Consider the following 19744-nt stretch of genomic DNA (forward strand, 5'->3'; position numbering starts at 1 on the left):
GGTCGCGGGACCGTCAAAGGTCAGGGACCGTAGCAGTGCAGGGCGCCCTGGATCTCGGTGCCGCACGACGGAGCCGAGCAGGTGAGCACGCCCGCGTCGGCGCCGCCGCCGCACTGCCAGAAGTCGCACGCGGGGCTACACGTGGCCCCAGCGCAGGCGGGGTTCTTGTCCTGGCACTCGACCTGGAACGTGCCGCAGGTACCGTCGAACTTCTGGACACAGATCTGGTCGGGCCCGCACGCGGCACACGCCGGATGGCTGTCGTCGGCGCAGGCACCCAGGAGCACGATCGCGAGCGCGCTGATCAGTCGAGCCATCAGCAGATCCTAGCGGCGCCAGTGCCCGCGCCCATCGCCCGCGCGCACGGTCGCGATCCGGATCACCCCGCGGGCGATTTTGACCGACGCCGGGCCGTGAGCTGTGGCACGCTCGACCGGTGACCGCTCGCAACCTGCTCGCCGCGTTCGTCGCCGCCGCCATCGGGCTGGGCTCGGCCGGGTCGGCCTCGGCCCAGCTGTGGAAGCCGAAGAAGAAGACGACGACCACGACGGTCGCGCCCAAGAAGAAGCGCGCGGCGCCCGCCGCCCGCAAGCGCCCGGCCCGCAAGAAGCCGACCAGCGCGGTCGTCCGGTTCAAGGCGCCGCCGCCGCGGGCCGATGCCGACGATGATCGCGATCGCGACGAGGTCGCGGTCGACGACAGCCCGCGCATCACGATCGTCGACGGCGATCGCGACGACTGATCGCGCCTACCATGGCACCGTGACCAACGACCCGAGCGCGCCCGTCCCGGACTTCTTCGCCCAGCTGCTGCGCGATCACCACGACCTCGAGGCCTGCGTCGTCGAGCTCGGGCGCGCCGCCGACCAGCTGGACGCGGTCCCCGGGGAGGCGGCCGCGCTCGCGACGCTCGCGACCGCGCTCGCGTACTTCGACGGTCCGGCCGCGCGCCATCAGGCCGACGAGGAGCAGCTCTTGTTCCCCCAGCTCCGGTCGCTGCCGGCCTTCACCCAGATGATCCCGGCGTTCGAGTGCCAGCACCAGCTCAACGACGGCACGCTCGCCGAGCTGCGGGCCGCGCTCCAGCCGGGCGCGCCGGCGCGGATCGGCACGGTCGCCGACCTGGTCCGCCGATTCGTCGAGATGCAGCGGGCCCACATCCTCGCCGAGGAGCGCGCGCTGTTCCCGCTGGCCGCGCGCACGCTGGCGCCGGCGATCGTCGAGAACCTGACCCGCGCGCAGGCCGCGCGCCGCGGCTAGACACCGACCGGTTTGAATGCCGTCGCGAGACGCGGACGTGCGAGGCAGATCCGGGCGCACGCCCGAAGCGCAGCGAGGAGCGTAGGGACCGACGTGACGAGCGAGCATCGGACGTACGCCCGGAGGTGCCCGCAAGGTCGCGTCGCAGCAGGCACTTCAAAGGGGTCGGTGTGCTAGACCAGGGGACGGCGTCAACGTCCACAACCTTGGGGTCGCGGCTGTCTAGAGGTGCACCGTCTCGGTGAAGTAGGTCATCGTGCCATCGAAGCCGTAGCCGCCGAACCAGCCCAGCAACTTCTGCGCGCCGTGCGGCACCACGATCGCCCCGAGCGCAGCGCGCTGGATGGCCAGGGATGGTCTACGTCATGGTCGCGCTCGCGCTCGGCGGCGACCCGGGCCGGGGTCGGGGCCGGGGGACGGTGTCAACGTTGACAACGTTCGGGTCGCGGCGGACGCCCAGTCCCTCCCCGGCGCCCGACCGGTCAGTCGCGCAGCTCGAGATCCACGCGGCGGTCCTTCTGCCAGCCGGACTCGTCGGTGCCGGTGGCCTCGAGGTCGCCGCGCGTGGTCTCGGCGAGCTGCGGCGCGGTCACGCCCAGCTTGTGGAGGTAGTCGCTGACGCTCTGCGCGCGCCGCGCGCCAAGACCGAGGTTGTACTCCCCCGTGCCCCGCGGATCGGCGCGGCCGATCAGGTCGAGGCCGCGCCCCGTGAGCGGTCCGGTGGTCAGGCACACCGCGACCTGCTCGAGCACCTGGCGGTCCTCGGGCAAGAGCTCCGTCTGGTCGTACTCGAAGTTCGGTGGAACGGCGGCGCTGGCCTTCAGCCCGCACTGCGCGGCCAGGTCGCCCGACACGTTGAGGTTCGGGCTCACCTGGGTCGGCGGCGCGGTCGCGGTCGCAGGCTTGGGCGTCGCGGCGACCTGCCCGCTCGGCTCGGTCGGCTCGGCGACCTTGGTGTTGGACTTCTTCGAGCAGCCCGCGAGGGCCAGGACGCTGAGGACGGTAGCAATGTGAACACGCATGTCCCGTCCTACCAGAACCTCGCGGCGGGGCCACCCGTGACCGACGCGCTCGAGAATTCCGGATTGCGCGGTCCTCATGCTCGCGGGATGAACCGCGAGGCGGCCTCGGCGGTGACGCCGACGGTGGCGCGGTGACGCCGACGGTGGCGCGGTGACGCCGACGGTGGCGCGGTGACGCCGACGACGCCGACGGTGGCGCGGCTCGTCGGGGGCGGCGGGCACCTCGTCGGTGGCTGGGCCGCGACCGCGTCGACGTTGTGCCTCGCCTGCGCCTCGCGCAAACGCCCGCGATCACATGCGCGGTTCCGTGGGCCGGTTGACCGGTCGGTTCTGTCCAGGCGTTGCGAATGTCCAGATCCCGCCGCCGCCCACCGTTCGTCGACGACCGTCCCCTCCCCGCTACAGCCGCCGCCGCAGCTCGGCGGTGACGCCGACGGTGCCGCGCAGCTCGTCGGCGGTGGCGGGCTGGGCCGCGGTCGCGTCGACGACGATGTTGCGGGCGCCCTCGACCCGCGCGTAGAGGTAGACGAGGTCGGTCAGCGCCATCGTCAGGTCGGCGCCGGCGCCGTAGGTCCAGACCTTCTGCGAGTAGCGGTCGAGGCTGAGCAGGCGCGCGTGCGACGCGAACGCGTCGGCGCGCACCCACGCGGCCGGGCGGTCGAGATCGATCCGCGCGGTCAGGCGATCCTCGTCGAGGATCTGGTTGGCGACCGTCGGCTGCATGGCGTTGCGCGCGTGGACCTCGATCGTCGCCGGGCCAGCGCTGGCCACGACGCTGGCGTCGAGGTGGAGCGCCCGGCGCTGGACCGCGGTGGTCGCGGTCGACGTGAACTCGCCGATCTCGAACCCGACGTCGAGGCCGACCGCGACCTGATCGCCGAGGCGGACGCCGTCGATCGCCAGCGGCGAGATCGCCGCCACCAGCGGGTCGACGACGCCGTCGTCGAGCAGCCCCAGCGTCGTGAACTCGATCCGCATGAAGTCGTAGGTCTGGTCGCGACCGCCGTGGCCCTTGCCGCGCCGGGCCCAGTGCACCGGCGCGATCGAGGCCCACGACTGGAACGTGGTCGCGGTGGTGCGGGCCCAGTCGAACTGGAAGCTCATCGGCGCGACGTCGACCTGGTGGCCGGCCGACAGCCAGCGGTAGAAGCGCAGGTTGGCGTAGACCGTGTCGCCGCTGGCCCGCTCGCCGCTGGTGGCGATCGGCAGCGCCAGGAGCGAGCGCCGCACCTGCCGGCGGCCGCGGTAGCCGAGCTCGAAGGTGTCGAACGGCAGCGGCAGGCAGCCGCCGACGCCCCACGCCAGCGCCGCGTGGGCGGCGCGGTCCTCGTAGAAGCCCTGGGCGCTGCCCTGGGCCTCGAACAGCCGGCACAGCGGCGCGTCCCAGGTCAGCCCGACGCCGACCGCCGCCGACGCCGGCGTCGCGGTGTCGGCCAGGGCCTGCGCCTGCGCCTTCCACTCCCAGGTGCGGTGCTGGTACAGCGCCGCCAGGTTGCGCACCAGCGGCCCCAGCACCGGGTCGTGCTGCACCTGATCGGCGGCGCGGTAGTAGTCGTACTGGAAGCCGCGCGGGTCGCTCAGGTAGTACAGCAGATCGCGCACGTCGCGCGCGGTCTCGGCCAGGCGCGCCGCCTCGTGCGCCAGCCGCGCGGCCTCGCGGCCCGCCGCGCTCACCCCGCCGTCATCGTCGGCGACCGCGGACGCCCCGGTGCTCGCGACCAGCGCGACCGCCATGACCATCGCGCGTCCACGCATCGGCGCGAGCATCGCACGTAACCACGGCCGCGGTGGCGCGTAGGTCGTGCATGCGCTGGCTCGCCGCGATCGCCGTGACCGCCTGCGCGAGCGCCGACCGCCCGGCCGCGCCGACGCCGCCGACCAGCCCGGCATGCGGATGCGCCTGCCGATCGCGGCCCGCCGCCTCGATCGCGCGGCGCTGGCCGAGCGCGTGCGGGTCCAGACCGGGGGCTGACGCGGCGCGGCAAGTGACGTCGGCGACGGTGTGACAGACGATGTCCGGTTGCGATCGGACCGGCCGACGAACGATCGTGCGCGGACATGCGCGCCTTCGTCTTGCTGTTCACGGCCGCGGTCGCCGTCGCCACCCTCGCCTGCGGCCCGTCGGCCAGCGGCGACGATGACGACACCGGCTGCCAGAATCGGTGCACCTCGTTCGGCTGGGAGCACTGCCTGTCCGACGGCGTCTACGAGGTGCCGATCCGGTGCGAGGCCAACGAGGTCTGCCTCGAGGACGTCGGCTGCGCGGTGTGCACGCCCGATCAGGTCTACTGTGGCGCGATCGATCAGGTCTGGATGTGCAACGGCGACGGCACCAGCGGCACGCTGGTCACGCAGTGCCCGGCCGGTGAGGTCTGCGGCGCCGGCGTCTGCACGACCCCGTGCCAGCGCGCGCTGGGCGAGCCGTCCAACGTCGGCTGTGACTTCTGGGCCGCCGACCTCGACAACGAGGCCGCCGAGACGCTGTTCCTCGTCAACGACGCCGCGGCCCAGCAGTACTCGATCGTCGTCGCCAACAACAACGACTACGACGTGCAGATCACGGTCTTCAAGAACGCCGGCCGCGTCGGCGGGCTCGACGAGCAGGTCGTGCTGCAGACGGTCGCCCTGGCCCGCTCGGCCAAGCAGGTCGATCTGCCGGCGCGCGAGGTCGACGGCACGATGGGCCAGAACGGCACCTACGCCCGCTACAGCGGCTCGGGCACGTTCGTGTCGCCGCACGCGTACCACATGGTCACGACCGGCCCGGTGGTCGCGTACCAGTTCAACCCGATCGTCCAGCAGTTCTCGAACGACGCCTCGATCCTGATCCCGATCCAGGCGCTGGGCCGCCACTACTACGTGTGGGGCTGGCCGACCGCCAACCCGTGCGGGCCGGCGCCGGGCACGGTGCCCGGCATCGACGCCAGCATCCCGGACCACACCTCGATCACGATCATCGGCGTCGAGGACAACACCCAGGTCACGGTCAACGCCACCCACCCGATCAAGGCCTCGGCCGGCGACACCGGCTTCTCGATCGCCGCGACCCCGGCCGGGCAGCCGCTGACCTTCACGATCGACCGCTACGACGTCGTCAACCTCGAGTCGGATCAGCCGACGGTGCCGATCCAGGAGTGCTTCAACTTCCTCGACCGCGACGGCGACTTCATGGGCTCGCTGGTCACGTCCGACAAGAAGGTGGCGGTGTTCACCGGGCTCGAGCGCGGCATCGGCACCGGCGGGGCGATGCCCCCCGACCCGCCCAACTGGGACGGCGAGAGCTGCTGCACCGATCACCTCGAGGAGCAGCTGCTGCCGACCACCGCGCTCGGCCGCGAGTTCGCGGTCAGCCGGTCGCCGGTCCGCTCGACCAACCCCAGCTACCGCGAGCCCGACATGTACCGGGTGCTGGCGTCGGAGGACGGCGTCCAGATCACCACCAGCCTGCCGGGGCCGTTCGCGTCGTTCTCGCTCAACGCCGGCGAGTACAAGGCGTTCTACGCCGACCGCGGCTTCACGCTGTCGGCCACCGGCGCGGTGACGCTGGGCCAGGTGCTGGTGTCGCAGCACCGCGTGCCCGACGGCTTCACCGGCGATCCGTCGCTGGTGATCTTCCCGTCGGCCGAGCAGCACCGCAAGGACTACGTGTTCCTGGTGCCGTCGACGTTCCGCCAGAACTACTTCGTCCTGGCCAAGCCGGTCAGCGGCACGTTCACCGTCGACGGCCGCGCGCTCGGCGAGTTCGCCGGCTGCCAGGTCGAGCCGATCGGCGTGGTCCTGGGCATCAACTACGAGCAGGTCACCTGCCCCGTCACCGAGGGCCAGCACACCGTCGCCGGCAGCGATCCGTTCGGCGTGACCGTCTACGGCTACTACAACGTCGGCAGCTACGCGTTCGCCGGCGGCAGCGACCTGAAGATCATCAACCCGATCGGCAAGCCCAAGGCGCCGACGCGGGGGCTGCGGCGCCGGCTGCCGACCCGCTGATGCCGCGCCGGCCGCGCTGACCGCACCGACCGCGCCGGCCGTTGACCGCGCCGGCCGTTGACCGCGCGCACCGCGCTGACCGCGCGCACCGCGCTGACCGCGCTGACGCTGTCCGCGCCGTCCGTTGACCGCGCGCACCGCGCTGGCCGCGCTGACCGCGCTGACCGCGCGCACCGCGCTGACCGCGCCGTCCGCGCTGACCGCCGTCCGCGCCGTCCGTTGACCGCGCTGACCGCGCTGACCGCGCGCACCGCGCCGACCGCGCAGGCGCTGCGCGCGATGCCGTGGGCCCGCTGACCCGGCTGGCGCGACCCCGGGCGGTCGTGCGACCGTGGGACATGCGCGCATGGTGGCTGGCGGCTGGACTCGCGATCACGGGCTGCAGCGATGGCGGCGGCGCGATCATCGACGCCGCCAGCCCCGACGGGCGGGCTGACGCCAGCGCCGACGGCGACGCGGCGGCGCCGGACGCGGGCACGGTCCCCGACGCGGCCGACCTCGACGCCGGCGCGGCCGACGCGACCGCGGCCGACGCGACCGGCGATGACGCGACCCTGGTCCCCGACGCCGCGACGCTCCCGGACGCGACGCTCCTGGACGCGACGACCGTCCCCGACGCCGCGCTCCCCGACGCGACCGGCACCGACGCCGCCGCGCTCCCCGACGCGACCGGCACCGACGCCGCGACGCTCGCACCCGACGCGACGACCGCACCCGACGCCGCCGCGCTGTGCCCGGTCGGGCTCGACGCGCTGGCGCCGGCGTCTTTGGCGATCACCACCGATGACAACACCAAGGTCTGGCTCAACGGCGTGCTCGTCGACGACGTGGCGCGCATCTGGAGCGACCCGCAGCGCTACGACGTGATGATCTTCGCGCACCCCGGCCACCCCAACGTCCTGGCGATCGAGGGCATCAACCTGCAGAACCAGGCCGGGTACGATCGCGCGACGGTCGCCGACCTGCGCTTCACGATCGACGGCGTACCGCAGACCGTGGTCACCGACGCGGCGTTCCGCGCGACCAACACCCTGACCGCCGGCTGGGAGCAGCCTGGCTTCGACGACAGCGCCTGGCCGGCCGCGGTCACGCTCGGCCAGGTCGGCATCGCGCCGTGGGGCGCGGTCTTCGCCAGCCTCGCGCCCGGCTCGACCGCGCAGTGGATCTGGACCTACGACCCGGCCGCGGTCGCGATCAAGCCGACCGTCGAGTCGACCTACGCGCGCCGGCAGTTCACGACCGTCGACCCGCGCTGCCCGGTCGTCATCGGCGAGTGAGCCGCGGCGTCAGGCCGCGGCGCCGTGGCACTTCTTGTACTTCTTGCCCGAGCCGCACGGGCACACGTCGTTGCGGCCGACCTTGGGCGCGTCGTGGACGACGGTGCCCTGGCGCTCGCCCGGGCGCCGGCCGCTGAGCGCGGCGTCGAACGCCTCGATCGCCACCTGGGTCGGTGGATAGATCGTCGCCGCGATCTCGGCCGACATGGCCTCCTCGCGCACGTCCTCCTCGAGCAGCTCGCGCAGCTTCGCGTACAGGTGCGGCTGGATCTCGGCCTGGCTGGCGGCGTAGCGCTCGTGGACCGGGCGCTCGGCCAGGCCGGGCTCGGCGGCGTGCGCGGCCTCGACCACGCCGGCGGCGGCGCCGAGGTTGGCCTCGGTCAGGCGCGGCAGCGTGCCCTCGCGCTCGCGGTCGAACATCGCCCAGACCAGCGTGGCGTAGAACACCGCCGCCTCGCCGGCCTTGTCGCCGTGCTCGTTGCGGATCGCCGCCGCGAACTGCAGCAGGTGCGGCTGCTCGCGCTGCAACCGGCCCGCGAGCTTGTTCATCGCCTTCTTGTCGCCGCGCTGGTCGAGGCGCGTGAAGGCGGTGATGGTGCGTTCGACTTCCTCGGCAGAGACCACGACGGTCGACATTTGGCGCGCATGTTCGTGAGTCGCGCCGCCGCCGTCAAGGCTCGCGCGCACCCGTCGCGCGCCGGCCGCGATTCTGACCGCCGGCCGGCGCGCTCAGGGCGCGACGATCGCCTCGCCGAACGTGAAGCCGGCGCTGCCGCCGTCGGCGCGCCCGCGGGCGAGCCCGAGCCCGATGTAGGCCGGCCCGGTCGGCCACCAGGCCGGATCCCAGCCGTCGACCACCGGCGCCGGCATGACCAACGTGGTGACGCCCTCGACCGTCTGGTTCGCCAGCGCCGCGGGGTAGGCGTACGCGAACCAGCCCGGGGACGACGCGAGGTTGTCGGCGACGACGTCGAGCCGGGCGCGGTGGCCGGGGGCGCCGCGCCAGGTCGCGACCGGCGCGTCGGTCCACGCGAACGACACGTCCGGCGAGACGAACTCGCGCTCGAACGCGATCCCGGCCTCGTCGACCGGCGCCTCGGCGAAGTAGTCGCGGTCGAAGACCGTGACCAGGTGCAGGTCGCCATCGGCGCGCGCCGCGGCCGGCACGACGCGGTAGGCGGTGCCGAGCGACGCCCAGGTGCCGCCGGCGCTCGTGAACGTCACGGAGCCGAAGTCCGGCCGGCCGCCGTCGACGGTCACCGCGATCGGGACCAGGTCGACGCCACCCGCCGCGACGTCGACGTCGACGCGGGTCCCCGCCACGATCCGCACGCCGCGCTGGAGCTCGACCCGGGTCGGCTCGCCCTGGGCGTCGTCGACGACCGCGATCACGTCGTAGGTCCCCGGCGGCACCTGGGTCGGCGCGGTCGCGGGCGCGTGGTTCGCGACCTCGCCGATGAAGACCGCGTCGGCGGGCGACCCCAGGTCGAAGCCGACGTCGACCGCGCCGGTGACGTCGGCCCGGCACGGCCGGTCCCAGATCACCCCGTCCTCGTAGGTCGCGGTCAGCGACCAGCCGGCGCCGACGTCGGTCCGGCACACGATCACCGCGTCGTAGGTAGCGCCGTCTCCGTCGGCGTCGAACACCGCGGTCGCGCCGTCGGTGCGCACCCACGGCGCGGCCGGCGCGGCCCGGGTCGCGATCCACGCGGCGCCGCGGGCGGAGACCACCACCTCGGGCGGGCGGTTGTCGCCGCAGCTCGCGGCGACCGCGAGCACCATCCCCAGTCCCAGCAGGCGTCGCGCCATCAGCCGAGCATACGCTCGTCGACGCCGCTGGCGCGGCCGCTGGTGAAGCCCCACGCGATCGCCGCCACCGCCCGGGCCACCGCGGCCTCCTCGGCGTCGGTCAGCACCACCGGGGCCGCGCGGCACCGGGTCTCGATCCAGGCCAGCAGGCTGGGCGGCGGGTCCATCTCGAGGCCGTCGCGCAGGAGCCGGTCGTCGACCCGCACCGGCTCGAGGCCGTGGTGCAGGGTCACCGCGGCGTGCAGCCGGCAGGTCGCGTCGAGCGCGACCGCGAACGCGTCGCCGTCGGCCGACCACAGCCGCCGCTCGAGGAAGCGCACCACCGCCGGCTGGCGGATCGCGAACCACGCCAGCTCCTGGGCCGGCGCGTCGGAGCAGGGCGCGGTCGCGAGGCTGGACGGATCGAAGAGCGCCATGCGCCGACGGTAGGCGCCGCCACGGCACCGACCAACTTTTCGGATATGGTGCCGGCCATGACGCGCCCAGCCTTCATCATCGATGGGGTCCGCTCTCCGTTCGGCCGCTTCGGCGGTGGCCTCGCCGGCGTCCGCGCCGACGACCTGCTGGCGGCGGTGATCGCCGCGCTGGTCGCGCGCACCAAGGTCCCGGTCGACCGCATCGACGACGTGATCGCGGGCTGCGCCAACCAGGCCGGCGAGGACAACCGCAACGTCGGGCGCATGGCCGCGCTGCTCGCCGGCCTGCCGATCGAGATCCCCGGCGTGACCGTCAACCGCCTGTGCGGCTCGGGCATGCAGGCGATCGCCGACGGGGCCCGGCTGATCGCCACCGGCGAGGCCGACCTGATCATCGCCGGCGGCGTCGAGCAGATGTCGCGGGCGCCGCAGGTCATGGGCAAGCCCGACGCCGCGTTCCCCCGCGGCAACCAGACGCTCTACGACACGACGCTCGGCTGGCGGTTCGTCAACCCGAAGATGACCGCGGCCCACGAGACCCTGCCGATGGGCGAGACCGCCGAGCGCGTGGCCCGGCAGTGCGACGTCACCCGGGCGGCCCAGGATCAGTTCGCGCTGCGGTCGCAGCAGCGGGCGGCGGCGGCCCTGGCCTCCGGCCGGCTGGCGCAGGAGATCGTCGCGATCACCACGGGCACCGACAAGAAGGGCGCCACGCTCGAGGTCGCCGTCGACGAGCACCCGCGGGCCGACACCACGATCGAGAGCCTGACCCGGCTGCGCCCGGCCTTCGCCAAGGACGGCACGGTCACCGCGGGCAACGCCTCGGGCCTCAACGACGGCGCCGCCGCGGTGCTCCTCGCCAGCGAGGCCGCGATCGCGGAGCTCGGCCTCACCCCGCAGGTACGCTACGTCACGTCGGCGGTGGCTGGCGTCGCGCCGAGCCTGATGGGCCTCGGGCCGATCCCGGCGTCGCGCAAGGCGCTGGCGCGCGCGGGCCTGGCCGTCGACGCGATCGACGTCGCCGAGCTGAACGAGGCGTTCGCGGCCCAGGCGCTGCCGTGCGTCGCGCAGCTCGGCCTCGACCCCGAGCGCGTCAACGTCAACGGCGGCGCGATCGCGCTGGGCCACCCGCTGGGCGCGTCGGGCGCGCGCCTGGTGCTGACGCTCGCCCGCGAGCTAGCCAACGGCGGCGGCCGCCGCGGCCTGGCGTCGATGTGTATCGGCGTCGGGCAGGGGATCGCCATGATCCTCGAGCGCGCGTAGCCACGTGAGATCCCTTCGTTTCACCTGGTCGTAAAGGTCCAACCAGCCTTACGCGGCCATGGGTGTGACGCAGGCTCCACCCTGCGCGACGAACGGGTATGCTGCCACCTCGCCCCCGATGTCGACTGACGAACAGGCTCTAGCCCAGCGGCTGGTCGGGCGCGTGCTCGACGACAAGTACCGCCTCCGCGGATGCATCGGCATCGGCGGCTCGGGCGCCGTCTACAAGGCCGATCAGATCGCGCTAGGTCGCACCGTGGCGGTGAAGATCCTCAACGAGGATCTGTCGCGCGACGCCCGGCTGGTGAAGCGGTTCCAGGACGAGGCGCTGGCCGCGAGCCGCCTCAACCACCCCAACACCGTGTCGATCATCGACTACGGCCAGACCGGCGACGGGCTCCTGTACCTGGTCATGGAGTACCTGCGCGGCCCGACGCTGACGCACCTGATCGCCAAGGAGCACCCGCTGCCGCCGACGCGGGTGCTGGCGATCGTCGACCAGATCCTGGCCGGCGTCGAGGAGGCCCACCTCGCGGGCGTGATCCACGCCGACCTCAAGAGCGACAACATCCTGATCGAGCAGCGCCGGACCGGCCAGGATCAGGTCAAGGTCGTGGACTTCGGGATCGCCCGGCTGGTCAACGCCCCGCGCGAGGGCGAGGACCGCAACATCTGCGGCACGCCCGAGTACATGGCGCCCGAGCTGATCGGCGGCGCCGCCCCGTCGGTGGCCACCGATCTGTACGCGGTCGGGATCGTCGCGTACGAGCTGCTCACCGGGCAGACGCCGTTCGTCGGCGGCTCGGCGATCGACATCCCTCACCCGCCAGCTCAAGCTGGCGCCGCGGCCGCCGGGCGAGGTCGCCAACATCTCGCCAGCGATCGACGCGCTGGTCATGACCGCCCTGGCCAAGCGCCCGGGCGATCGGTTCGTCGACGCCTCGACCATGCGCGGGGCGATCACCGCGCTGGCGGGCCCGCCCCGCACCGCCACCGCGTACGTGTGCGCGTCGTGCGGGGCCCAGGCCACGACCGACTTCCGGTTCTGTCCGGAATGCGGACAACCGCGCCGGGCCCTGTCCGCGACCGCCGAGATCAGCGCGCCGGCGGGGGCGGTGGCCGAGGTCCGGGTCAGCCAGGCCTGGCCGGTGGCCTTGATCGGCCGCGACGCCGAGCTCGACCGCGTCGTCGACTTCCTGGCGGGCCGGGTGCTGGCGCCGGCCCTGCTCTTGATCGGCGAGCCCGGCAGCGGCAAGACCGCGCTCTTGCGGGAGGCCTACGAGCGCGTGGCCGAGGCGACCGGCGTGACGGTCTACCAGGCCGACGCCGATCCCTCGGGCGTGGCCACGCCGCTGTACCCGCTGCGCGCGCTGATCGCGACGATCCTCGAGCTGCCGCCCGTGTGCGGTCGCGACGACCTGGCGGCGGCCACGATGGCGCGGGGCCTCGGCGAGCGTGACGTGCCCGGCCTGGCCGAGCTGTTCGGCAACCCGACCGAGCTGGCCGAGCTCGACGCCCCGGTGCGCCGGCGTGAGATGTTCGCGTCGCTGATCCGCACGCTCGCCGCCGAGGCCACCCGCGGCCCGACGGTGATGGCGTTCGAGGACCTCGATCGCTACGACCGCGCCAGCATCGACATGATCCGGCGCGTGGCCGAGCGCCACGCCAGCGGCGTCCGGATCGTCGTGTCGCTGACCGCGGCCGAGGCCAAGACCTGGCCGGCCGACTGCCAGCGCCTGGTGCTCGAGCCGCTCGACGGCGAGGCCCTGGGCTTCTTCGCGACGCAGCTGGCGCGCACCTCGGCGGTCGGCGAGCTCAGCGCGCTCGAGCTGACCGAGCGCACCGGCGGCCTGCCCGCCCACGTCGAGCACCTGGTCCGGTACCTCGGCGAGGGCGGCGACCTCGAGCACGCCCCGACCTCGCTGCCCGACCTCGTCGCCGCGCGCCTGGCGACGTTGCCGCGCGAGGCGCTGCTCCTGTGCCAGGCCACCGCGGTGTTCGGGCGCGAGGCGCCGACCACGCTGGTCGCCGCGGCGGTCAACCTCGGCGCCGAGACCGAGCGCGCGCTCGCCGTCGCGATCGAGCGCGGCTGGCTGACCGCGACCGAGGATCTGCTCACGTTCACCAGCGGCCTGGTGCGCGACGTGACCTACGGCGCGATGCCGGCGTCGATCCGACGCGGCCTGCACGAGTTCGTCCGCGTCAACCTCGACGCGGCGACCCCGCCGGCGGTGGTCGCGCACCAGACCGAGGCCGCGGGCCTGCGCGCCGAGGCCGCGACGCTCTTCGCCGAGGCCGGCGACGCCGCCGCGCGCCAACTCGACGACGCCGGCGCGGCCCGGTGCTACAGCCAGGCCCTGACCTGCGCCCGGGCCGGCATCGCCAGCGGCGATCTGGCGCCGGCCGACCTGGTCGCGATCTCGCTGCGCCTGGCCGAGATCCTGCGCGCCAACGGCGAGCTGGCGCTGGCCCGCGGCATCCTGCACGAGGCCGAGAGCTGGGGCGATCAGGGCCCGCGGCTGCAGGCGCTGCTGGTGCGGTCGCTGGGCCAGCTGATCGCGGCCGAGCGCGATCCCAACGCGGCGGTGCCGTACCTGCAGCGCGCGATCGGCGCGGCGATCGCCACCGGCGACAGCGAGCTGATCGCCGACAGCTACCTCGACCTGGCGTCGGTGCTGATCCGGGCCGGCAAGAGCGCGACCGCGGTGCGCGAGCTCGAGGAGGCCATCGACCTGATGACGCTCGGCGACGGCCCGCGCTCCCCGCGCGCGCCGGTGAACATGTGGAAGATCGTCCAGAAGCTGGCGCAGCTCGCGGCGGCCGACGGCGACATGAACCGCGCGGCCTCGCAGGCCGAGGTGGCGCTGGTCCAGGCCCAGCACGCCGGCTCGTCGGCCGGGGTCGCGCGGGCGCGGGCGCTCCTGGCCACCGCGTACGAGAAGCTCGGCAACGGGATCCTGGCCGAGCGCCACCGCCGGGCGGCCGTCGACGAGATGCGCCGCCTGGGCGATCGCCGCGGCACCGCCGAGCTCTTGCTGTACGGCTCCAGCCCGGGGCGCACGCTGATGAAGATCTCACCCGAGGTGCTCAAGGAGGCGCGCGATCTCGCGCACGAGGTCGGGTGGACCGAGGGCGAGCATCGCGCCAGCGCCGCGGTCCACGAGTGATGCCGGCGCGCCGACACCACGGCACGGTCCTGATCATCACCGCCGACGCCGACGCGCGCCGCGCCTGGACCGCCGCGCTCGAGGCCGAGGAGCACGCGGTGGTCGCGGTCGGCGCGGTGCCCGAGGCCGTCGGCCACGCCCGCGAGGGCGGCATCGACGCGGTCGTGTTCGACGCCAGCGAGCGCCCCCAGGACGGACGAACGCTGGTGGACGCCCTCGACCGCCTGCCCGAGCCGCCGCCGCTGGTGCTGGTGTCGTCGTCGTCGCACGGGCCCGAGCTGTCGGCCCGGCTCGGCGCCGCGGCGTTCGTACCCAAGCCGTGCGCCGACGAGGACATCGTCGGCGAGTGCCTGCGCCTGCTGGCGTCGCGCCCGCGCCCGCGCCCCGACACCGCCGGCGACGACCCGCCCACGGACGACGCGTGAGCCGTCGCGGGTTCGGCGCCCGAAGTCCGTCCGAAGTGGCCCCGCCGCGACGACCGCGCTAGCGTCGGACGCATGCGCCGCAGCATCGCGATCGTCGTCGCCGGCGTGCTCGCGGCCAGCGCGGCCGCCGCCGCGCCGCCGCCGCACCAGCCCGCGATCGCGACCTGGGCCCGACGCGCCGGGTTCAAGCTCGCGGCCCCGACGTCGTGCACCGGCCCCGAGGAGCGAGCGTTCCAGGCGCTCGGCGCGACCTGCTGGCGCGTGAAGCGGCGGGCGCCGCGGCCGCGCTCGCGCATGTACCCGCGGTTGGTCCTGCGCCTGCAGACCTTCACCGACGAGGCCGCGGCCAAGCGCCGCATCGCGCGCTTCCACGACGGGGTCCGCGACCACCCCGAGCTCGAGAAGGCCTACCCGCTGCGGGCCGGCTTCCGCCTCGGCGACCGCGTGCTGGTGGTGGCCACCGACGCGCGCGCGTTCGAGGCCGACGCCTACCGCGCCGCGGCCGAGCTGGCGGCCCGGCTCGGCGGCACCGACCTGGTGTGCTGGCGCGCGTGTCCGGCCGCGCCGTGACCGCGCGCTGAGCGGGCCGCCCGCGCGCTGAGCGGGCCGCGACCATGTGCCGAGCGGGCCTGGTCCCGCCCGAGCCACCCGACCGCCGGCCGGCGACCGCGGCCCTCGACCAGGCCAGCCGCCGGCGCATGCGCTCCGCGCGCCCGAGCCACCCGACCGCCGGCCGGCGACCGCGGCCCTCGACGAGGCCAGCCGCCGGCGCATGCGCTCCGCGCGCCCGAGCCGCCCGACCGCCGGCCGGCGACCGCGGCCCTCGACCAGGCCGGCCGCCGGCGCATGCGCGCCGCGCGCCCGAGCCACCCGACCGCCGGCCGGCGACCGCGGCCTCAGCGCGCACGAGCCGCCAACCGGCGACCGCGGTCTCCGCGCGCCCGGCCGGCGTGCTCGGCGCGGTTGACAGTCGCGTCGATCATAGTATTCAATTGATTACTTGAATGTCTACGACACCGACCACCGCGCCCCACGCCGCCAAGCAACGCATCTACGCCCAGTTCGCGCGGGTCGCGAAGGCGCTCGCCGCGCCGGCCCGGCTCGAGCTGCTCGACCTGCTGGGCCAGGGTGAGCGCTCGGTCGAGGCCCTGGCCCAGGTCGCGGAGCTGTCGGTCGCGAACGCCTCGCAGCACCTGCGTGTGCTGGCCGGGGCCCGGCTGGTCGAGGCCCGCCGCGACGGCCAGCGGGTCTACTACCGGCTGGCCGATCCGTCGGTCGAGCGGCTGTGGCACGCGCTGCGCCACACCGCCGAGGCCCGGCTGACCGAGCTCGAGCACGTGGCGCGGGCCTACCTGGTCGGGCGCGATCAGCTCGAGCCGATCGCGCGGGCCGAGCTGGTCCGGCGGGTCCGGGCCGGCACCGTGACGCTGATCGACGTGCGCCCGGCCGAGGAGTACGCGCAGGGCCACCTGCCCGGCGCGGTCTCGGTGCCGCTGGCGCAGGTGCCGCGGTGGGCCCGGACCGCGCCCCGGGGCCGGCCGGTGGTCGCGTACTGCCGCGGGCCCTACTGCGTGTCGGCGCTGCAGGCGGTGGCGGCCCTGCGCAAGCGCGGCGTCGCGGCGGTCCGGACCGAGGACGGCGTCGCCGAGTGGCGCGCCGCGGGGCTGCCGATCGTCGCCGCGGCGGCGCCGTGACCGGGGCCGGCCTGCGCCTGGGCATCCGCGCCAACCTCAGCCAGTTCGTGCTGCTGGTCGTGGTCAACGCGTTCGTCGGCGCGATGATCGGGCTCGAGCGCAGCATCCTGCCGGCGATCGCCGAGCACGAGTTCGGGCTGGTCGCGCGCGGCGCGATCCTGTCGTTCATCGTCGCGTTCGGCGTGACCAAGGCCGCGACCAACTACGCGGCCGGCCGCCTGGCCGATCGGCTCGGGCGCAAGCCGGTGCTGATCGCCGGCTGGCTGGTCGCGGTGCCAGTGCCGTTCCTGCTCATGTGGGCGCCGACCTGGCGCTGGGTGCTCGTCGCCAACGTGCTGCTGGGCGTCAGCCAGGGCCTGACCTGGTCGACGACCGTGATCATGAAGATCGATCTCGCCGGCCCGCACCGGCGTGGCCTCGCGATGGGGCTCAACGAGTTCGCCGGCTACTTCGCCGTCGCCGCCAGCGCGCTCGCGACCGGCTGGATCGCCGCGCGCGCCGGCCTGCGCCCCGCGCCGTTCTACCTCGGCGTCGGGTACGTGATCGCCGGCCTCGGGCTGTCGGTGCTGGCGGCGCGCGAGACCCGCGGCCACGTCGCGCACGAGGCCCGCGCCCACGGCCCGCCGCCCGACGTGCGCGTCCCGTCAGCGCGCACGGTGTTCTGGCGCACGACGCTGGGCGATCGCGACCTCGCCAGCGTCACGCAGGCCGGGCTGGTCAACAACCTCAACGACGGCATGGCGTGGGGGCTGTTCCCGCTGTTCTTCGCCGCGGCGCGGATGAGCCTCGACCAGATCGCCGTGCTCGCGGCGATCTACCCCGCGACCTGGGGCCTGGCGCAGCTCGGCACCGGCGCGTGGTCGGATCGGGTCGGCCGCAAGCGCCCGATCGTCGCCGGCATGTGGATCCAGGCGCTCGGGATCGTCGTGGTGATCGGCGCCGGCGGGTTCGCCGGCTTCGCGGTCGGCGCCGCGCTGCTCGGGCTCGGCACCGCGCTGGTCTACCCGACCTTGCTCGCGGCGATCGGCGACGTCGCGCACCCGAGCTGGCGCGCGTCGGCGGTCGGCGTCTACCGGCTGTGGCGCGATCTGGGCTACGCGCTCGGCGCGGTGGTGGCCGGACTGATCGCTGACGCGTTCGGCCTCGCGGTCGCGATGGGCGCGGTCGCGGCGCTGACGTTCGCCTCGGGTGTGGTCGTCGCCGTGCGCATGACCGAGACGCTGCGGCGGGCGCCGCCGGCCGCGCCGCTCACCGCCGGGTCGGCGGCCTGAGAGCCGGAGCAGGAATCGACGGCCCACCGCGGACGCGCGAATGCGCTCCGGCAGGCCGCAACGGCAGGGTCGGTCGGCGACGCCGTGCGGGGCCGGCCTGGGCACGCCGCGCGGGACGGCCGGCGATGCGCAGCGGTGACCGCACGGCGACGGGGTCGGGCCGGCGGCCGTCGCCCATCGGCGGTCTCGGCGGTCTCGGCGGACTCGGCGGTCGGCGTGTCGCTCAGCCGCACAGGGTGATGAACCATCCCGGGGCCCGCGCCGTGACCCCGGGGGCCGGACCTACGCCGCCGGGCGATTCTTGCTCAGGCTGTGAGTCAGGGCGTCGGGTTTCGCGACTGGACGCCGTCGAACGCCACGACGCTGTCGCTGGTCAGGCTCGCGGCGTTGGCCTCGTCGGTGTCGAGGTGCAGATCGAGCGCGTACGTCGAGCTGACCCGGACCAGCACGTCGCCCAGGGTCATCTCGCGATCGCCCTCGGCCTTGACCTCGATCACGTCGCCGCTGCCGACCCCGAACCGGCGCGCGTCCTCGGGGCTCATGTGGACGTGGCGCTGCGCGACGATCACGCCGTGGGTCAGCTCGACCTCGCCGCACGGGCCGCGCAGGCGCAGGCCGGGCGTGCCCTCGAGCTTGCCCGACTCGCGCAGCGGCGGATCGACGCCGAGGCGGAGCGCGTCGGTGCGCGCGACCTCGACCTGGGTCTCGGCCCGCAGCGGGTTGATGATCGCGACCCGCGCGATCTCGCCCTTGGGGCCGATCAGGTCGACGGTCTCGCGCGTGACGTACTGGCCGGGCTGCGTCACGTCGCGGCGGCGGGTCAGCTCGACGCCGGCGCCGAACAGCGCGTCGCAGTCGGCGCGCGACAGGTGGACGTGGCGGACCGAGACGCCGATCGGGATCGGCTGCGCGCGCACGCTGCGCACCGCCGCGGTCGGGCCGTGCAGGCAGCGCGCGACCTCGCGCGCGATCATGCGCTCCTCGTCGGTCCGCACCACCAGCACCCGGGTCCGGGCGTGGCGATCGGCCACGTCGACCACACCGCCGGCGTCGGCCGCGCGCGCGGTGCGGTTGCGCGCGTCGTCGAGATCGACGCCGAGGAAGCCCAGGCGATCGCACACCCGCGCGCGCACCAGCGCCGAGTTCTCGCCGATGCCGCCGGTGAAGACCACCGCGTCGGCGCCGCCCAGGGTCGCCGCGTAGGCGCCGACGTACTTGCGCAGCCGGTGGACGAACACGTCGATCGCGAGGCGCGCGCGGACGTCGCCGCGCTCGGCCGCCGCCTCGATGTCGCGGAAGTCGGCGCCGAGGCCCGACAGCCCCGCCAGCCCCGACTTGCGGTTGAGCAGCGCGTCGACCTCGTCGAGGCTCATGCCGCCGCGCGCGAGCAGCAGCGGGATCGCGGGGTCGAGATCGCCGGTGCGCGTGCCCATCAGCAGGCCCTCGAGCGGCGTCATGCCCATCGACGTGTCGACCGAGATCCCGCCGTCGATCGCCGCGACGCTCGCGCCGCCGCCGAGGTGGCAGGTGACCAGCCGCAGCCGCGCCGGCGCCACGTCGAGGAACTCGGCCGCGCACGCCGCCATGTACTGGTGGCTGGGGCCGTGGAAGCCGTAGCGGCGCACGCCGCGGTGGACGTACAGGTCGTGGGGCAGCCCGTACATGAACGAGTGCTCGGGCATCGCCGCGTGGAACGCGGTGTCGAACACCGCCACGTGCGGCACGTCGGTGAACAGCGCCCGGGCCGCGCGCACGCCCGCCAGGTTGACCGGGTTGTGCAGCGGCGCGAACACCGCGCACTCCTCGATCACCGCCTCGACCGCGTCGTCGATCCGCACCGGCTTGATCAGCCGCTCGCCGCCGTGGACGATCCGATGGCCGACCGCGCCCAGGTCACCGCCGGCCAGCGGCGCGCCCGGCGCCGACAGGCCCGCCAGGATCGCCGTCAGCGCCCCCGGCACGTCGGGCGCCGACACCTGCTGCTCGACGCCGTCGCGGACGTGGACCGCTCCCGCGGTGCCGATCCGCTCGACCCGACCGCGCGCGAGGCTCTGCTCGGTGTCCATCTCGTAGAGGTCGTACTTGACCGAGGTCGAGCCGACGTTGACGACGAGGATCTTCATCGCCGGCCATCGTAACGCACCCGCGCGGGCG

Annotated in this window: 18 protein-coding genes and 2 pseudogenes; 11 read left to right on the forward strand and 9 right to left on the reverse strand. The window is 74.6% G+C overall.

The annotated features are described in order from the left end of the window. Positions 1–20: 20 nt before the first annotated feature. Positions 21–317, reverse strand: coding sequence for a hypothetical protein (locus tag IPL61_26400; protein MBK9034754.1), 297 nt, complete (start codon positions 315–317; stop codon positions 21–23). A 119-nt stretch (positions 318–436) separates the two neighbouring features. Here IPL61_26400 and IPL61_26405 point away from each other — a divergent pair, with 119 nt between their 5' ends. After that, positions 437–742: a hypothetical protein gene (locus tag IPL61_26405; protein ID MBK9034755.1), complete on the forward strand. Its 306-nt coding sequence runs from the start codon at positions 437–439 to the stop codon at positions 740–742. Positions 743–761: 19 nt separating this feature from the next. After that, positions 762–1259, forward strand: coding sequence for a hemerythrin domain-containing protein (locus IPL61_26410; GenBank protein ID MBK9034756.1), 498 nt, complete (start codon positions 762–764; stop codon positions 1257–1259). 234 nt (positions 1260–1493) lie between these two features. Here the strand turns inward: IPL61_26410 and IPL61_26415 are convergent. The 3 genes and pseudogenes from IPL61_26415 to IPL61_26425 all read right to left on the reverse strand — a co-directional run bounded on the left by IPL61_26415 (position 1494) and on the right by IPL61_26425 (position 4036). After that, positions 1494–1610 (reverse strand): annotated as a pseudogene (locus IPL61_26415) (DoxX family protein). Positions 1611–1741: 131 nt separating this feature from the next. Beyond that, complete coding sequence (locus IPL61_26420; GenBank protein MBK9034757.1) at positions 1742–2281, reverse strand: OmpA family protein; 540 nt, start codon at positions 2279–2281, stop codon at positions 1742–1744. A gap of 399 nt (positions 2282–2680) precedes the next feature. Next, on the reverse strand, positions 2681–4036 hold the full coding sequence (locus tag IPL61_26425) for a hypothetical protein (GenBank protein ID MBK9034758.1): 1356 nt from the start codon (positions 4034–4036) through the stop codon (positions 2681–2683). 46 nt (positions 4037–4082) lie between these two features. Here IPL61_26425 and IPL61_26430 point away from each other — a divergent pair, with 46 nt between their 5' ends. The 3 genes from IPL61_26430 to IPL61_26440 all read left to right on the forward strand — a co-directional run bounded on the left by IPL61_26430 (position 4083) and on the right by IPL61_26440 (position 7545). Next, positions 4083–4253 carry a hypothetical protein gene (locus IPL61_26430; protein MBK9034759.1) on the forward strand — a complete coding sequence of 57 codons (171 nt, stop codon included), beginning with the start codon at positions 4083–4085 and terminating at the stop codon, positions 4251–4253. 86 nt (positions 4254–4339) lie between these two features. Next, positions 4340–6268: an IgGFc-binding protein gene (locus IPL61_26435; protein MBK9034760.1), complete on the forward strand. Its 1929-nt coding sequence runs from the start codon at positions 4340–4342 to the stop codon at positions 6266–6268. A 338-nt stretch (positions 6269–6606) separates the two neighbouring features. Beyond that, positions 6607–7545 carry a hypothetical protein gene (locus IPL61_26440; GenBank protein ID MBK9034761.1) on the forward strand — a complete coding sequence of 313 codons (939 nt, stop codon included), beginning with the start codon at positions 6607–6609 and terminating at the stop codon, positions 7543–7545. 9 nt (positions 7546–7554) lie between these two features. Here the strand turns inward: IPL61_26440 and IPL61_26445 are convergent. The 3 genes and pseudogenes from IPL61_26445 to IPL61_26455 form a co-directional block, all read right to left on the reverse strand. Continuing rightward, positions 7555–7650, reverse strand: a pseudogene (locus tag IPL61_26445) (SEC-C domain-containing protein). Positions 7651–8274: 624 nt separating this feature from the next. After that, a complete protein-coding gene (locus IPL61_26450) occupies positions 8275–9354 on the reverse strand; it encodes a hypothetical protein (protein MBK9034762.1) in 1080 nt (359 codons plus the stop codon). Further along, positions 9354–9770 carry a hypothetical protein gene (locus IPL61_26455; protein MBK9034763.1) on the reverse strand — a complete coding sequence of 139 codons (417 nt, stop codon included), beginning with the start codon at positions 9768–9770 and terminating at the stop codon, positions 9354–9356. Before IPL61_26455 ends, IPL61_26450 begins: the two co-directional genes overlap by 1 nt. Positions 9771–9827: 57 nt before the next feature. Between IPL61_26455 and IPL61_26460 the strand changes: the two genes are divergently transcribed. Continuing rightward, complete coding sequence (locus IPL61_26460; protein MBK9034764.1) at positions 9828–11033, forward strand: acetyl-CoA C-acyltransferase; 1206 nt, start codon at positions 9828–9830, stop codon at positions 11031–11033. Positions 11034–11277: 244 nt separating this feature from the next. Here IPL61_26460 and IPL61_26465 read toward each other — a convergent pair whose 3' ends face one another. Beyond that, a complete protein-coding gene (locus IPL61_26465) occupies positions 11278–11931 on the reverse strand; it encodes a hypothetical protein (protein ID MBK9034765.1) in 654 nt (217 codons plus the stop codon). A 250-nt stretch (positions 11932–12181) separates the two neighbouring features. On the opposite strand from IPL61_26465, the gene IPL61_26470 reads away from it, so the two are divergent. From IPL61_26470 to IPL61_26490, 5 genes are all read left to right on the forward strand, one after another. Beyond that, on the forward strand, positions 12182–14200 hold the full coding sequence (locus IPL61_26470) for an AAA family ATPase (GenBank protein MBK9034766.1): 2019 nt from the start codon (positions 12182–12184) through the stop codon (positions 14198–14200). Continuing rightward, positions 14200–14625, forward strand: a complete 426-nt coding sequence (locus tag IPL61_26475; protein ID MBK9034767.1) for a response regulator — start codon at positions 14200–14202, stop codon at positions 14623–14625. The genes IPL61_26470 and IPL61_26475 overlap by 1 nt, the downstream gene beginning before the upstream one ends. A gap of 72 nt (positions 14626–14697) precedes the next feature. Beyond that, positions 14698–15195 carry a hypothetical protein gene (locus tag IPL61_26480; GenBank protein MBK9034768.1) on the forward strand — a complete coding sequence of 166 codons (498 nt, stop codon included), beginning with the start codon at positions 14698–14700 and terminating at the stop codon, positions 15193–15195. A gap of 434 nt (positions 15196–15629) precedes the next feature. Continuing rightward, on the forward strand, positions 15630–16319 hold the full coding sequence (locus tag IPL61_26485; GenBank protein ID MBK9034769.1) for a metalloregulator ArsR/SmtB family transcription factor: 690 nt from the start codon (positions 15630–15632) through the stop codon (positions 16317–16319). An 83-nt stretch (positions 16320–16402) separates the two neighbouring features. Next, a complete protein-coding gene (locus tag IPL61_26490) occupies positions 16403–17590 on the forward strand; it encodes an MFS transporter (GenBank protein ID MBK9034770.1) in 1188 nt (395 codons plus the stop codon). A gap of 317 nt (positions 17591–17907) precedes the next feature. Here IPL61_26490 and IPL61_26495 read toward each other — a convergent pair whose 3' ends face one another. Beyond that, positions 17908–19713, reverse strand: a complete 1806-nt coding sequence (locus IPL61_26495; protein ID MBK9034771.1) for an acetate/propionate family kinase — start codon at positions 19711–19713, stop codon at positions 17908–17910. Positions 19714–19744 lie beyond the last annotated feature (31 nt).

The sequence above is a fragment of the Myxococcales bacterium genome, from assembly GCA_016717005.1.
Taxonomy (GTDB): domain Bacteria; phylum Myxococcota_A; class Polyangia; order Haliangiales; family Haliangiaceae; genus UBA2376.